Here is a 15,178-nt window from a genome sequence, read left to right on the forward strand (position 1 = left end):
CATCTATACAGAAGAAATGTTCGATAGTAAGAATTTTTGATACTAAGATTTTGGGGAGGAAAAATGCGCCACCGGACCATCCTTTCGTGCGCCACTGCGACGCTGGTATTCATTCCTACGCTCGGGACCGCACAGACCTCATCCAGTGCACAGCCCGCCACCCTTGAGGTGCCGGAGATCATCGTCACAGCCAACCGTCGCGCAGAGCCGCTGCAGAAGGTGCCGATGGCTGTGAGCGCAATCAGCGGAGAAGAGCTAATCCAAAGAGGCGTGCAGAATCCGCAGGAAATCGAGCGGCTCGTTTCTTCGCTGACAATCCAGAACAACGGCGGCAATCAGCAGGCGTCCAACTTCTCCATCCGCGGCGTCGGGACGGCGAGTTTCCAGCGGTCGGCCGAATCCAGCGTTGCGACCGTCGTCGACGATGTCGCGCTGATCCGATCCGACATGGCGATCATCAACTTCGTTGATCTTGAGAGCGTCGAAGTGCTGAACGGTCCGCAAGGATTCCTCTTCGGAAAAAATGCGTCGGCTGGTCTGGTCAATATCCACAGCAAGGATCCAAGGATCGGCGAGAATTCAGCTCGTCTCTATTCGGAATATGGACAGCTTGCCAATGCGGCCAATACGGATCTCTTCCGGGTTCAGGTCATCGGCAATATTGCCACGGGGTCCCGTTCAGCGCTTCGCGTCAACGCGTTTCTGGTGGACAATTCAGATTTCTTGAAGCCAGTCAATCCGGCGCGCAACCGTGACTCCAGCTACGGTCTGCGGCAGTCTGGGGGGTCTGCCAAATTTCTGTGGCAGGCGACCGATACATTCACGCTGCTTCTGGCGGGAGATTATCTCGACAGCAAGGGAGTTGGTGCAGGTTTCGCGAATATCCGATCGACGCTCCCTGGTAGCCCACTTGGCACGGAAGAGGCTGCGTTCGGTATCACGCCTGGACCCGACAATTCCAAGACCTCCGCCGACGGGTACAGCAACTTCCGTAACAAGGTTGGCGGCGCGCAGGCGAAGGCGACGCTGGAGCTTGATGGCGGCTTGACGCTGAACAACATCCTCGCTTTTCGGCAGCTGAAATCGCGCGGCGAATTCGATGCCGACTACAGCGGTTTTCCGTTGGTGCAGGCTTTTCCGGGCCGCAGCAATTTCCGGCAGTGGTCCGATGAATTGCGTCTGACCTCACCAGCGGGTGGACGGTTCGAATATCAACTCGGCCTGTTCGCCATGCGCGCCTATATATTTGAAGGAACGCGTCTGGCCGCGGACCTGGGCCAGCCCGTTCCCCCAGGATTTACGACGTTCCTTGGCGGCGACGGCCTTTACAGGCAACGGCAATCAAATTACGCCCTATATGGCCAGGGCACCTACGAACTCACGCCGGGCCTCAAGCTCACTGCGGGCGCGCGCGTGACCCATGACAAGATCAATATGTTGTACCGCAGCACGGCAGGTGGCGGTGTCATTTCGCTGATCCCTGTCGGATCGCCGCCTGCGGAATCGCGGAAGGAGACAAATCTCTCATGGCGCGCGTCCCTCCAATATGATGTCGATCCAAACGTGATGGTTTATGGAACGGCGGCGCGGGGCTATAAGGGGCCAGGTTTTGCCCAATATTCATTGTTCTACGTCAGGCCCGAGATCCCCACTCATTTCGAAGTCGGATCTAAAATCCAGTTGCTCGGCCGCAAGCTGACGCTCAATGTCGCGGCGTACAACACCGAGTTCAAGGATTTCCAGGCGCAGAGCATCGATGTGACGAATGGCCTGACCTTTCGGCTGCAGAACGCCGGCAAGCTGCGGACCCGAGGGTTTGATGTGCAGTTGCTTGCCAGGCCCACGTCACGCCTGACCTTGAATGGGGGGCTTTCATACACGGATGCGCGATTCCTGAGCTTCCAAGGCGATGCTTGCTATATAGGTCAGGCATCATGCGCTGGTGGTGTTACCGATTCTTCGGGCAATCGCCTGCCCAACGCTCCGAAATGGAAGGCCGTCGCTGACGTGAGCTACGAGGCGCCACTTGGAGGTGATTTTTCCGCCTTGTTCAATATGGGCGTCAAGTCGCAGACCTCTTTCAACTTTCTGTCGAACGCGGACCCGAATACGGTTCAAAAAGGCTACACGACAATGGATGCGAGCGTAGCGCTGAGCAATGTGGCCTGGGGTGGCACAGTTCGCCTGTTTTGTCGTAATTGCACCGATACCCGATTTGTCGGGACGATTTCGGGCCATCCATTCTTCCCTGGAGACTATATCCAGAATTTGACGCCTAGTGGCTTCAGGCAGATTGGCGCTTCGCTTGATGTGCAGTTCTAGAACCCGATTGATGGTTTGGTCGGGCCGTTCACAACAAGGAGTGTCGATATTCGAGGCGGTACTGCGGCGGCGTGCGTGATAAGACGATCAACTGAATGGAGATCAGTGATGCTCATAAGGGCGAGCCTCTTTTGTTTGACTATCGCCCTGGCGGCGTCAGCGAATGCGCAAACGGTATCTGGTGAGCAGCTTTTCAAGCAGCGCTGCTCAAGCTGCCATGCGGTCAATGCAAAGGATGGGCCACGGATCGGCCCTAATATGGCGGGCGTCATAGGTCGGAAGGCTGGAACAACTGCCTTTCCGACATATTCTGCTGCGTTGAAGAAGTCGGGGCTCACCTGGACCGAAACGACGGTGGCCGCCTTTTTGGCTGGTCCAACCAAAGTGGTGCCGGGCACTCGAATGGTGGTAGCATTGCCGGACGCCGCGCAGCGACAGGCGATCGTCAAATATCTCGCGACCAGGAAATAAGGCAGAGGAATATGGAGCCAGTCCGTTACGGTATGATCGGCGGCGGGCGAGGCGCCTTCATAGGTGGTGTCCACCGCACGGCCGCCGCCATCGCAGGTAACTGGCGGCTGACGGCTGGCGCTCTTTCATCCGATCCTGAACGGGCCAAGGCGTCTGGCGCCGAAATTGGCCTTCCTGCCGATCGTGTTTACGGCTCTTGGCCTGAAATGCTGGAGCGTGAGGCGGCCTTGCGGCAAAGTGAGCGGATCGAGGTGGTGTCGATCGTCACACCCAATCATATGCATGCCGCCCCGGCCATAGCGGCGCTGGAAGCAGGGTTCGACGTCATAATCGACAAGCCCCTGGCCGACACGATCGAGAATGCCAAGGCCATTGCCGATGCAGTGGAACGGACCGGGCGACGGATCGCCGTGACCCACACATATACCGGCTATCCTTTGGTGAAGCAGGCACGCCAACTGGTCACAAGCGGTCAGTTTGGCGCGGTACGCCGGGTCTCGGTGAAATACACACAGGATTGGCTCAGCCGCGCCGCTGATCTGGTTGATAACAAGCAGGCGGCGTGGCGGACCGATCCGAACCAGTCAGGGGATGCCGGCGCCTTTGGCGACATCGGCACGCACGCCGCCAACCTGGTCGAATTTATCACGGGTGAGCGGATCACCTTGATGTGCGCGGAGCTGACTATGCTGCCCGGCCGCGCGATCGATGATGACGGCGCCGCGCTGTTCCGCCTTTCCGGCGGCGGCAGGGGCACGTTGACCGCGAGCCAGATTTGCGTCGGTGACATCAATGATCTTGCCATCGACATCTATTGTGCTGAGGCTGGGCTGCATTGGCGGCAGGAGGAGCCGAACACGATGCGGATAGGCTATCGCGATCGGCCGACGGAAATATGGCATGCGGGCGCAAATCGCGCCTATCTCGCTCCTGACATCCGCGCCATCCAGCGGACGCCCGGTGGACATCCCGAGGGCTATCTGGAAGCGTTCGCCAACATCTATCGCATTTTTGGGGAGCAGCTTCGCGGCGCAACCCGTTCGGAAGAGTCGCCAGGCTATGCCACGATGGATGACGCGCTCCGAGGCATGCGATTTATCGCCGCAGCACTTGAATCCAGTCGTCGCGGCGCGGTTTGGGTCGATCTGTAAAAGGAGAATTGGAGATGAAAGGACCGGCCATCTTCCTCGCGCAGTTCGCGACCGATGAACACCCGTTCAATTCGCTCGACGCGATTACGAAATATATGGGCGGTCTCGGCTACAAGGGTGTTCAAATCCCGACTTGGGATGCGCGCCTATTCGATATTGAAAAGGCGGCGGAGAGCCAGGATTACGCCGATGAGGTGAAGGGGATCTGCGCCGCAAACGGTGTCGAAATCACCGAACTTTCGACGCATCTTCAAGGTCAACTTGTCGCGACCCATCCGGCCTATGACAGGCTGTTCGACGGCTTCGCGCCTGCGCGACTTCATAACGACGCGGCCGCGCGCACGGAATGGGCGACGGGGCAGATGCGCCTTGCCGCGCAAGCCAGCCGCCGCTTTGGCCTGTCCAGCCATGCGACGTTCTCAGGCGCGTTGATGTGGCATATGGTCTATCCTTGGCCGCAGCGGCCCACCGGAATGGTTGAGGAGGCCTTCTCCGAACTTGCAAGACGCTGGCGGCCAATACTCGACATGTTCGACCAAAATGGCGTCGACATCTGTTATGAGCTGCATCCGGGCGAGGACCTGCATGATGGGATCACGTTCGAACGATTCCTCGATGCAGTCGAGCAGCATCCTCGCGCCAATATTCTCTACGATTCGTCGCACTTCCTACTGCAACAGCTAGATTATCTCGCTTTCATCGACATCTATCATGACCGGATCAAAGCCTTTCACGTAAAGGATGCGGAATTCCGCCCGAATGGGCGCGCTGGCGTCTATGGCTCCTATTCTTCATGGGTTGAACGGCCCGGCCGTTTCCGCTCGCTCGGAGACGGGCAAATCGACTTTGGCGCGATTTTCTCCAAGCTGATCCAATATGGCTATGCTGGCTGGGCGGTGCTCGAATGGGAATGCGCGCTCAAACACCCCGAGCAGGGGGCGGCGGAGGGCGCGCCCTTCATCAAAGGGCACATGATCCGAAAAGCCGAAAAGGCATTCGACGATTTTGCGGGCAGTGCTGTCGATAGAAATTTTATTCGGGAGACGCTGGGTCTCGCCTGATCAGTTCACATCGCGCCGCTATGAGGTTGTCATGACAATTTGCGGGGAGGCTGTCTAGCATCGCCCGGCTTTCTTTGGACTCCAGGCGCTGCAGGCGTTCTCCCCAGCGAGCGCTCTTTTGATCGCTCCGACGCTTCTAGGGAAAAATATAGATCTAACATTTGTTTATACGGAAAATATGTTCTACATCAGACATTGAGCCCCGGAGATGCTGGAGAGGATCAAGATGCTAACCCTGCCTGACACAGATCGCCGGACGCTTTTCAAACATGCATTGTGGCTCATCGGCGCAAGCGCAGTGCCAAAGGGCGCGCTGGCAGCAGCTGTCCAGCAGCCGGGCCTCGAAGCCGCGCGTTTTGCGCTTCTCAGCGCGACGGCGGACACGATCATCCCTCGAACCGAGACCCCCGGAGCGATGGATGTGGGCGTGCCAAAACTGTTCGACGAAATGCTCCGCAAATGGGCTTCGTCGGAGCGACGGGCCACGATCATCGCTTCGCTCGACAGGATCGGAACCCTGAAGATTCCGGGGAGCGAAACGCCCTTCGTCAAGCTGACCGCTGAGCAGCGCTATGCGTTGCTCGAAGCGCATGACAAAGCGGCGCTCACGCCCGCGGGCGCGCCGGCCGAGGCCGTCGGACCGCTGAATTCGGCACATGCCATATTGGACCCACATTATGGTCGGCCAAAGCAGGACGCAGTCCCCACCCAGCCGCCAGGCGTTCCTGTGGCACAAGCGCCCACCCAGAAGAAGAAGCCGACCTCGCTCGACGCTCTGCTGGCCGGACCTCAGGTCGCCGACATGGGCTACGCGAAGCTGAAGGAATTGGTGATTGTGCTCTACTATTTTTCCGAGCCCGCCCTCACCCAGGAACTCCGCTATGAGCACGCGCCCGGACAATGGGTTCCATCCATTCCGATCACCCCCGAAACACGTGCCTGGGGCGGCGCCGGCGTCAATTGATCGGTCGAGGGAAAGACAAAAACCATGTTTGACGTGATCGTGATCGGCTCAGGGATGAGCGGTGGCATGGCTGCCAAGGAATTGTGCGAGCGCGGGCTCAAGACACTCGTCATAGAACGTGGCCGGAAGCTGGAACATGGTGGTTCCTACACTGACTGGATGCAGCCCTGGGATCTTCCCACAGCCGGGCTGGTGCCAGAGGAAGAGATCGCTTCCGACTACAAGATCCAGAGCCAATGCTATGCGATGAATACGGCTACGCAGCAATATTGGGTGAAGGATAGCGAGCACCCCTATTCAACGCCAGACGACAAGCCGTTCCTGTGGATCAGGGGTTATCATCTGGGCGGCCGTTCGATCATGTGGGGGCGGCAATCCTATCGGCTGAGCCCTATGGATTTCGAAGCTAACGCCAAGGATGGACACGGTTCCGATTGGCCGATCCGATATGGCGATATCGCGCCTTGGTATGATCATGTGGAGCGCTTCGTCGGCGTGGCTGGTTCGAAAGAAGGACTGGCGCAACTGCCTGATGGTCAGTTCCTTCCCGAATTCGCCCTGAACGATGCCGAAAAGATGTTCAAGCAGGCCGTGGAGACGAAATTCCCCGGACGCAAGGTTATTCCCGGCAGGGCCGCCAACCTTTCCAAGGCTACGCCGGAACATGAGGCACTGGGTCGGACGAGCTGTCAAAATAGATCGCTTTGCGAACGGGGCTGCAGCTATGGCGCCTATTATTCGAGCCTGAGCGGATCTCTTCCGGCGGCCGAGCGCACCGGCAACCTCACGATCGTGACAGATGCGATCGTCCACAGCATCATCCGCGATCCCAAGACCGGCAAGGCCACCGGAGTGCGGGTGGTCGACACCAACAGCAAGCAGGGCCGGACATATGAAGCAAACGCGATCTTTTGCTGCGCTTCGGCGATCGCGACCGCTCAAATACTTCTGAATTCAAAGTCGGAGGCCGACCCTCATGGCCTCGCCAACGGCTCCGGCATGGTGGGGCGCAATCTCATGGACCATATTGCCGGATTGGCCGTGGTTGGCACAATGGATGGACCCAACACTTATTATAAAGGTCGGCGCCCGACGGGGCTCTACATTCCGCGCTACCGCAATGTTAGTGAGCCGGGCGATTTTGTGCGCGGCTACGGCTTTCAAGGGGGTGTTTCGCGAACGGGCTGGCGCGCGAATGCCACGGGTGCACCCGGCATCGGCAAGGCGCTGAAAGAGCGGACCCGCCGCGTCGGACCCTGGATGGCGGCCATTGTGGGCTTTGGCGAGATGCTGCCGAACCCGCAGAACCGGGTGACGCTTCATCCAAGCCGCACCGACAAATGGGGCATGCCGATCGTGCATATCGATTGCGAGTTCGGTGAAAACGAGAAGAAGATGGCAAAGCAGATTGTCGCGGATGGGCAGGCAATGGTTGAGGCCGCGGGCGGCAAGGTGCTTTACGCCAGCGAAGAGCCGGGTTCGCTCGGCCTGGGCATTCATGAAATGGGCACCGCATGCATGGGCAAGGATCCCAAGACTTCGGTGCTCAACAAATATAATCAGGCTCATGAGGTGCCTAATCTGTTCATCACCGACGGCGCTGCCATGGCGTCGTCAGGCTGCCAGAACCCGTCCCTTACCTATATGGCGCTGTCGGCGAGGGCTGCTCATCATGCGGCGGAGTTTCTGCGCGCAGGCAAGATCTGAATCGGGACCGGCTTTTTGGAACGATGGTGAGGAGACCGGCGCGTGCGGGCAGAATGGCTATGGATGAGGAAACTGATGGCCGGAGCGGCTGCTCTGCTGGCGCCCCTCGCAATAACTCCTGCGCAGGCTGCACGGCCAGTTACTGACTGCCCGCTTCGAGATGCGTCTTACTCCCTCGATTCTCCGCTGGTCGATGTGCTGTTGAGCCCCGCCGGGCGTTCCATGTTGATGGAAGCCGCGCCTACACTTTTGGACAAAGTTCCCGAGCAGTTCATAAGCACTGAAGCTCCGACCTTCGCTGCGATCGTGACAGTAAGAGATACTTGGCGCATTCTCGGCTTGTCGCCTGACAGATTGATGCAGCTCGAACAAAAGCTGCGCGCGCTGCCAGTGACTGCTGCTGACAAGATGAAGCGCTGCGAACGCTATGACAATGACAAGCCGAAGCTCACTTGGAGCCGGGGCAAGTTGAGAATTCTTTTGTTTGAGAAGATCAACGGCTTTCGTGACGGACCTTCGGTCGAGGCTGCACGCGCTTCCTTTCAGGGGATGGCGCAGCGCAACGGTTGGTCAATCGTGACCACTGACAAGGGTGGCGCGATTACGCCTTTGATATTGCGCAAAGTCGATGTGATCATCTGGAACAATATTAGCGGGGATGTGCTCACGCTGAGCCAGCGCCGCGCACTCCAGAACTACGTGGAAAAGGGCGGAGGATTGGTCGCCGTGCATGGCTCGGCAGGCGACCCGGCCTATTTTTGGGGTTGGTATGCCGACAAGTTGATCGGCACGCGTTTTATCGGGCATCCGATGAATCCTCAATTTCAGGATGCCAGGATCAAGGTCGAGCAGCCCGCGCATCCGATCGCATCCGGTTTGCCGTCGGAGTGGATAATGAAGGATGAATGGTATTCGTTCGGCACCAATCCTCGCGCGGCGGGTGCTAAGGTTGTACTTACGCTCGATGAAAGCAGCTACAAGCCCGTAGGTCCAAAGGGCGAGGACTTACGGATGAACGACCATCCGATCGCTTGGACGAATTGTATCGGGAAGGGGAGGGTCTTCTATTCGGCGATCGGGCATCGTCCAGAAATTTATAGTGACGCACACAATATGGCATTGAACGAAGCCGCAGTGAAATGGGCGGCGGATCGCGGGACATGCGCGCCGCAGCCCTGAGGCCACGCGCATCTCCGCATTGCAACGATCCGCCCGATCCTACAAGACGTCGCTCAAAGCAGTGAGAGCCCGGGCACTCAGCGACGGATAAATCACGATCTAGCGGTCGCATTGTGCGAAGCACGTTGTGCACGGACATCGCACGATGTTCGAACTCTCCAAGGCGAACCGCGACTATGGCATCGGAGCTGGGAGGTCGATCCCTTCAATCCAGGGACGGCTTCGATGTCCACCTCTTTAAAACCCGCTTACCCCTTAGCCCTCTATCGGCGAATCATCCTTTCCAATTCGACGAGGCATGAACGCGGGTAAGCGGCTCGCTAATCTGGCTGCCGTCAGGTGGTTGGGGGCCGTGCGTTTCTGTTCACTAACAGGCTTCTGCACCTGTCCTCAAACGTGTCCAAAAGTCGCGTGTTTTTCCAAAAGCGGCCCGATCCGGCCGTTTTCTTGAGCAAGGGCGCGGCACCTCAAAACTCAAGGATTTTGGGCAATTGAACTTATGACATTTTGGAGGGGTGTTAAAACACCAATTATAAAATCCCTCATAATCGAAACTTGAATGCTTAACTGGCGCCTTATCGCCCGACTATTTTTTCACTGATAATCCAAAGGCACGCATAAAACATAAAATATTAATTTCGAGAGAATTCCATGCGGAACATATATTGCATAACGCCTGATGCTAACGTAAGTCACGGCATAACCCAGGTAGGCGGTCGCCGCAGAGCGGATTTGCCCTTGGGCTAAAGAGGAGGGGTTATGATGAACGGGTTTATACGGTGCCTTTGTGGCACTTCCTCAGTTGCACTCGCTGTGATCGGGTCCGCCTCGTCAGCCATGGCGCAGGCCCAATCGGTGCAAGCGCAGGCCGAAGGTGCTGCAACTCAGGCTTCCGATATCGTGGTAACTGGGTCTCGCGTTGCGACCGCCGTGAATGCTCCGACGCCGGTCACGACCGTCGATACGGAACAGTTGGCAGCTTCATCGCCCACCACGATTGCAGACGCGCTGAACCAGCTGCCCGCGTTTGCTAACTCTCAAGCGCCGACCAAAGGAGGCAGCAGCCTTTATGGCGGTAACTTCCTGAACCTGCGGTCACTGGGGCCGGGTAGAAGCTTAATCCTGCTCGATGGCCAGCGCCTGCCGACGACGAGCCCGGCGGGCTCACCCGTAGGATTTGTGAATGTCGACTGGATCCCTGCGGCGCTCGTCAAGCAAGTCGATACGGTCACTGGCGGCGCTTCTGCGGCCTACGGCTCTGATGCCGTTGCCGGCGTTGTGAACTTCGTCCTGGACCATGATTTTGAAGGTTTGAAGGGCGAGGCGCAGTACGGCATCACGTCGCGTGGCGACAATCAGAACTACAAGTTCGGCTTGTCTGGAGGTGGATCATTCGCCGATGGTCGCGGGCATGTGCTGTTCAGCTTTGAGCATGCGAAGTCGGATGAACTGAACGGCGATCCCAAGAACAGGCCTGGCAAGGCGCCACGCGATTGGGCTAGGAGTGGACGGGGGCTCATCCCGAACCCAAATGCTGGTCCGGGTCAGCCGGCATATATCACGATCCCTGATTTGCGTGTGTCCGCGTTTCCGCTAGGAGGTGTGGTGCTGAGTGGCGCTGCCTTCGGCACGACCTTCACCCCGGATGGCGCCTCTGCGCCTTATGATTTCGGAACGAATGTCAGCGGTGCCGTCGCCTCCGGCGGAGGGGGATATAGCCCTGCTCCGGGCATACCATTGGCGAATGGGTTAACCCGCACGTCCGCTTATGGGCGCGTGAGTTACGAGTTTAGTGAGCATGCGACGCTTTACGCAACCTTGATGTATTCGCGAGGAAATAATGCCGCGGGCATCGGGCATGCATTCACCGCTCTCATCTCGCCGAGTCTCTCCCTCAGTGTAGACAACGCCTACCTTCCCGACGATGTACGCACAAAGATGCTGGCTAATGGCGAACAGGCGGTCATTATCGGCAAGCGCTTTGATCAGCTTCGCGCGGAGCAGAACAATACCGCCGAGCGCATGTCCCTAGGCGGGGACGGAGAGATCGCCGGTAACTGGAAATGGCAGGCCCACGTTCAACGTGGACGCGTCACATCCGAGACGATCCTCGATGGCAACTTCGATACGATCAACTTCGCCAAAGCCATTGACGCGGTACGCGCGCCCGACGGCACAATTGTTTGCCGCTCCACCCTGACGAGCCCGACTGACGGATGCGTGCCATATAATCTGCTTGGCGATCGTCCGCTGACAACGGAACAGCGGGCCTATTTCCAGCCGACCCAGGAATATCGTGGGAAAGGTTCCCAGGTCACAGCCGAAGCCTCGGTATCCGGGCCATTGTTCTCCACTCGAGCTGGTGAGGTCAGCATTGCGGCAGGCGTTGGTTATCGCAAAGAGAAGCTGAAGCAGTTCACGAACCAGCTCGCCGGCCTGACCAACCCGTTTACCGGGTTGCCTGGTGCGTGGGCCTTCCTCAACCAGCCTGCGCTCGCCGGTTCTTTCGACGTGAAGGAAGCGTTTGCGGAGGCGCAGGTGCCGCTGCTCAGCGATCTTCCCGCAGTTCGCTCACTCGATCTGAACTTCGCTGTCCGGTACAGCGACTACAGCACGAGCGGCGGGCAAACCACCTGGAAAGCAGGAGCCGTCTGGAGCCCAGTCGAGGGTGTGAGATTTCGTGCGTCGAAGTCGCGCGATGCGCGAGCACCCAGTGTCACGGAATTATTCTCCCCTTCAAGCAGCGGCTTCGCCATTGTCCGTGATCCGCAGAATGGTAATCAGTCCGTGCCAGCCATTCCGGTGCAGAGCGGCAACGCCCAACTCATGCCCGAGGTGGGCAAGACGTTCACTGCGGGCGTCGTGTTGCAACCGAGCTTTGTTCCTGGTTTTGCAGCCTCGATCGATTATTATCGGGTCAAAATCACTAACGTCATCAGCACTTTGAACCCGCAGCAAACGGTGGATCAATGCGCTGCGGGCAGTGCCGCGTTGTGCGATCTGGTGACGCGTGATCCCACGACCAATGCGATCGTATCGATCCGTACGCCGTTCCTCAATCTCTCGTCCCTGCGCACCAGCGGCATCGACTTTGACGTCAGCTATCGGAGAAATGTCAATTTCGGGTCCCAAGGGGGTATCCTCAATTTGCGGCTTTTCGCTACTTATGTACATGATCTTGTGACCGAGGCGCCGGGATCTCCGGCTTTCGATCTAGCCGGCGATGTAGGCTTCGGCAACGAAGGTGTGCCACATTGGACAGGTCTGGGAAGCATCTCCTACGAGACAGGTCCTTGGGCATTTCAATTGCAGGAGCACTATGTCGGGGGCGGCACCGTCAGCAATGCATTATTGTCGGTACGTCCTGGTTCAAAGAACGAAGTCAAAGCCAATTGGTGGACTGATCTCACCATACGCCGGTCGATCGGCACGTTCGAACTCTACGGGACCGTCGCCAATCTCTTCGATCAGGATCCGCGGTCCGTTGCAACCGCGAGCATTTCTGGGCCAACCAACTACCGCCTCTACGATACGTTGGGCCGCCGCTTCGTCGCCGGTGCCCGCTTCAAGTTCTGATCCCAAAGTCAGTCGTCACTCTTTTGCGACCGGGCAAGCCCGGTCGCAGCTTTGGGAATAGCGAGCAATTTATGTTGATCGGTCCATTCAGAAATGGGCCGCACTGGCGGGTGTGTGAAAATTGCAGATCGTCGATAGTCATTGCCGATCGATTGCAACCTTTTTGTAGCTGGCAGACATCAGCTTGAGAATTTGCCGGTGGGGCACAGCTGATCGAGCATGACCCTCGCCCAGCTGTGTTTCCAAAGGAATGAGCGAAGATGAAGATAGGGATGAATCTGTTACTTTGGACCGGCCACGTGAGCGAAGGGCACCTACCGGTACTCCGTGCTCTCAAGGAGACCGGCTTCGACGGGGTCGAAGTGCCGGTGTTCGACACCTCCGACTTAAAACATTACCGATGGCTTGGCGGAGTGCTCAACGATCTAGGGCTGGAGCGCACAGTGGTCGCGATCATTCCCGACGAAGCACATAGTCCGATTTCCCCTGATGCGTCGGCGCGGCAAGGCGCAGTCGATCATCTCAAGCGGGTCATCGACTGCAGCGCGGCACTGGGCGGGAAGGTGCTCGCCGGCCCTTGGTTCCAGCCACTTGGCGTGTTTACCGGCGAGAAGCCCAGTCATGCGGAACTCGATCGTTGCGCTGAAGTGCACCGCCAGATCCTTCCACTACTCAGCCAAGCCGGGATTACGGCAGGGCTCGAGCCGCTGAACCGCTTCGAGGCGCACCTCCTCAACACGTGCGAGCAGGCGATCGCCTATGCCGAGCTGATCGGGGCAGATGGAATCGGTATTCTTTACGACACCTTTCACGCCAATATTGAGGAGAGAGACCCTATCGCCGCACTTCATTTGCTCCACGCCTCGGGTAATCTAGCTCACGTTCACATCTCCGAAAACGATCGTGGCACGCCGGGACGTGGACATGCCAAGATCAGGGAGACACTCGCTGCGCTTAAGGTGCTCGGTTATGATGAATGGCTGACGATCGAGGCGTTCGGCCGTGGCGTGTCGGACCTCGCAGCGGCGACGCGAGTGTGGCGGGACTTCTTCAGCAACGAGGAAGAAGTCTATACTGAAGGCTATGACTTGATCCGCCGGTGTTGGGACGCAGTTTAGCCTCGCAGCGTGTTCCGACAGGCGTACGAAAGTCTCCGAGGCACGAACCCGCCGACCCGACTGTGAATTTAGGGGCTTTTCGATTTTCGGATGTCCGTGAGTGTGACGGATCGCGGCGAGGCAGCCCTCAAGTAGTTGTAGCGCTACCTTATGCTCAGAAAAGGATCGCACAGGCATGTTTCTCGGCATCGATATCGGTACGTCCGGCGTGAAGGCCGTCGTCATCGGGGAGGATGGAAGCGTGTGTGGGCAGGGTGTCGCACCGCTGACCGTGTCGCGTCCGCATGGCTTGTGGTCCGAACAGGCCCCTGAGGATTGGTGGCGCGCGACGGAAGAAGCGGTTCTGGCGCTGTCGCCCGATCTGCGCGCGCGCGTGCAGGGCGTCGGCCTGGCGGGCCAGATGCATGGCGCCACGCTGCTGGGCGAGGATGATCGACCGTTGCGGCCCGGCATTTTGTGGAACGATGGCCGGAGTTTCGCGGAGTGCGCGGAACTGGAACAGCGCGTTCCGGATTCGCGAGCCATCACCGGCAACCTTGCAATGCCCGGCTTCACCGCGCCCAAGCTGTTGTGGGTGCGAAAGCATGAACCGGACATTTTCGAGCGGGTGCGATGCATACTCCTGCCCAAGGACTATGTCCGCCTGTGCATGACGGGCGACAAGGCATCCGACCTGTCGGACAGCGCCGGTACGTTATGGCTAGACGTCGCGGCGCGAGGGTGGAGCGAGACGATGCTTTCCGCTTGCGGCCTGACGCGCGACCATATGCCCCGCCTGTTCGAGGGGAGCGCCATCACGGGCAAGCTGCGCGCCGAAGTCGCCGAGCGCTGGGGCATGGCTCCGGCTCCCGTCGCAGCGGGCGGCGGCGACAATGCGGCGGGCGCAGTGGGCGTCGGCGTCATCAAGGACGGCGATGCACTGCTCTCGCTCGGCACGTCCGGCGTGATCTTTGCTGCGACCGCCGAGTTTCGCCCCAATCCCGACAGTGCCGTCCACGCCTTCTGCCATGCCTTGCCCGGCATGTGGCACCAGATGAGCGTCCATCTGTCCGCCGCCTCCTGCATCGACTGGGGCGTGCGCGCGACAGGAACCAATGGACCGGGCGCCTTCTTCGCGCTTGCCGAAGCAGCGGGCGCAGCGAGCGTGCCGGAACTGTTTCTGCCCTATCTCTCGGGTGAGCGGACGCCGCATAATGACGCGCATATTCGGGCTGCGCTGCTCGGCATGGACAATGAAACCGATCCCGGCCGCATCGCCGCCGCCGTGCTGGAGGGTGTCGCCTTCGCCCATGCGGATGGCATGGCGGTGCTGCGCGAGGCGGGCACGACGGTGGAGGAGCTTTCCGTCATCGGCGGCGGCGCGCGCTCGCGCTATTGGGGCACGATCCTTGCCGCCGCGCTCAACGTGCGGCTCGCCTATCTGGAAGGCGGAGAGGTCGGTCCCGCGCTCGGCGCGGCCAAGCTCGGCATGATGGCGGTGACCGGCGCCAGCGCTGCTCAAGCCTGCACCCGTCCGCCAGTCTCTCACGTCATCGAGCCCGATCCGGCGCTCACCGAACGTCTTGTCCCCCGGCTCTCCCGTTTTCGCGCTGCCTATGCCGCGCTCAAGTCACTCTGAAAGGAACACCC

Annotated in this window: 10 protein-coding genes; all 10 read left to right on the forward strand. The window is 59.0% G+C overall.

The window, feature by feature from the left end; genetic code table 11:
- The first annotated feature begins 63 nt into the window (after positions 1 to 63).
- On the forward strand, positions 64 to 2,322 hold the full coding sequence (locus AC6JBC_RS03750; RefSeq protein WP_498025466.1) for a TonB-dependent receptor: 2,259 nt from the start codon (positions 64 to 66) through the stop codon (positions 2,320 to 2,322).
- A 108-nt stretch (positions 2,323 to 2,430) separates the two neighbouring features.
- Positions 2,431 to 2,793, forward strand: coding sequence for a c-type cytochrome (locus AC6JBC_RS03755; protein ID WP_498025994.1), 363 nt, complete (start codon positions 2,431 to 2,433; stop codon positions 2,791 to 2,793).
- A gap of 11 nt (positions 2,794 to 2,804) precedes the next feature.
- A complete protein-coding gene (locus AC6JBC_RS03760) occupies positions 2,805 to 3,944 on the forward strand; it encodes a Gfo/Idh/MocA family protein (RefSeq protein ID WP_247230413.1) in 1,140 nt (379 codons plus the stop codon).
- 14 nt (positions 3,945 to 3,958) lie between these two features.
- Positions 3,959 to 5,005: a sugar phosphate isomerase/epimerase family protein gene (locus AC6JBC_RS03765; protein WP_498025468.1), complete on the forward strand. Its 1,047-nt coding sequence runs from the start codon at positions 3,959 to 3,961 to the stop codon at positions 5,003 to 5,005.
- A 208-nt stretch (positions 5,006 to 5,213) separates the two neighbouring features.
- A complete protein-coding gene (locus AC6JBC_RS03770; protein ID WP_498025469.1) occupies positions 5,214 to 5,969 on the forward strand; it encodes a gluconate 2-dehydrogenase subunit 3 family protein in 756 nt (251 codons plus the stop codon).
- 24 nt (positions 5,970 to 5,993) lie between these two features.
- Positions 5,994 to 7,676 (forward strand): GMC oxidoreductase, encoded by a 1,683-nt coding sequence (locus AC6JBC_RS03775; RefSeq protein WP_498025471.1) that lies wholly within the window; start codon positions 5,994 to 5,996, stop codon positions 7,674 to 7,676.
- A gap of 42 nt (positions 7,677 to 7,718) precedes the next feature.
- The gene (locus AC6JBC_RS03780; protein ID WP_498025472.1) at positions 7,719 to 8,855 is read left to right on the forward strand and encodes a ThuA domain-containing protein; all 1,137 of its coding nucleotides are present in this window, start codon (positions 7,719 to 7,721) and stop codon (positions 8,853 to 8,855) included.
- A gap of 837 nt (positions 8,856 to 9,692) precedes the next feature.
- Positions 9,693 to 12,431 carry a TonB-dependent receptor plug domain-containing protein gene (locus AC6JBC_RS03785; protein ID WP_247230422.1) on the forward strand — a complete coding sequence of 913 codons (2,739 nt, stop codon included), beginning with the start codon at positions 9,693 to 9,695 and terminating at the stop codon, positions 12,429 to 12,431.
- A gap of 260 nt (positions 12,432 to 12,691) precedes the next feature.
- On the forward strand, positions 12,692 to 13,549 hold the full coding sequence (locus AC6JBC_RS03790; protein WP_498025473.1) for a sugar phosphate isomerase/epimerase family protein: 858 nt from the start codon (positions 12,692 to 12,694) through the stop codon (positions 13,547 to 13,549).
- A gap of 175 nt (positions 13,550 to 13,724) precedes the next feature.
- The gene (gene xylB, locus AC6JBC_RS03795; RefSeq protein WP_498025474.1) at positions 13,725 to 15,167 is read left to right on the forward strand and encodes a xylulokinase; all 1,443 of its coding nucleotides are present in this window, start codon (positions 13,725 to 13,727) and stop codon (positions 15,165 to 15,167) included.
- Positions 15,168 to 15,178 lie beyond the last annotated feature (11 nt).

This window comes from Sphingobium sp. RC1 (genome assembly GCF_059738765.1).

Coding starts and splice junctions, on each gene's coding strand:
- AC6JBC_RS03775 (WP_498025471.1), top strand. CDS start 5,994: ATGTTTGACGTGATCGTGATCGGCTCAGGGATGAGCGGTGGCATGGCT.
- xylB (WP_498025474.1), top strand. CDS start 13,725: ATGTTTCTCGGCATCGATATCGGTACGTCCGGCGTGAAGGCCGTCGTC.
- AC6JBC_RS03760 (WP_247230413.1), top strand. CDS start 2,805: ATGGAGCCAGTCCGTTACGGTATGATCGGCGGCGGGCGAGGCGCCTTC.
- AC6JBC_RS03785 (WP_247230422.1), top strand. CDS start 9,693: ATGGCGCAGGCCCAATCGGTGCAAGCGCAGGCCGAAGGTGCTGCAACT.
- AC6JBC_RS03755 (WP_498025994.1), top strand. CDS start 2,431: ATGCTCATAAGGGCGAGCCTCTTTTGTTTGACTATCGCCCTGGCGGCG.
- AC6JBC_RS03765 (WP_498025468.1), top strand. CDS start 3,959: ATGAAAGGACCGGCCATCTTCCTCGCGCAGTTCGCGACCGATGAACAC.
- AC6JBC_RS03790 (WP_498025473.1), top strand. CDS start 12,692: ATGAAGATAGGGATGAATCTGTTACTTTGGACCGGCCACGTGAGCGAA.
- AC6JBC_RS03770 (WP_498025469.1), top strand. CDS start 5,214: ATGCTGGAGAGGATCAAGATGCTAACCCTGCCTGACACAGATCGCCGG.
- AC6JBC_RS03750 (WP_498025466.1), top strand. CDS start 64: ATGCGCCACCGGACCATCCTTTCGTGCGCCACTGCGACGCTGGTATTC.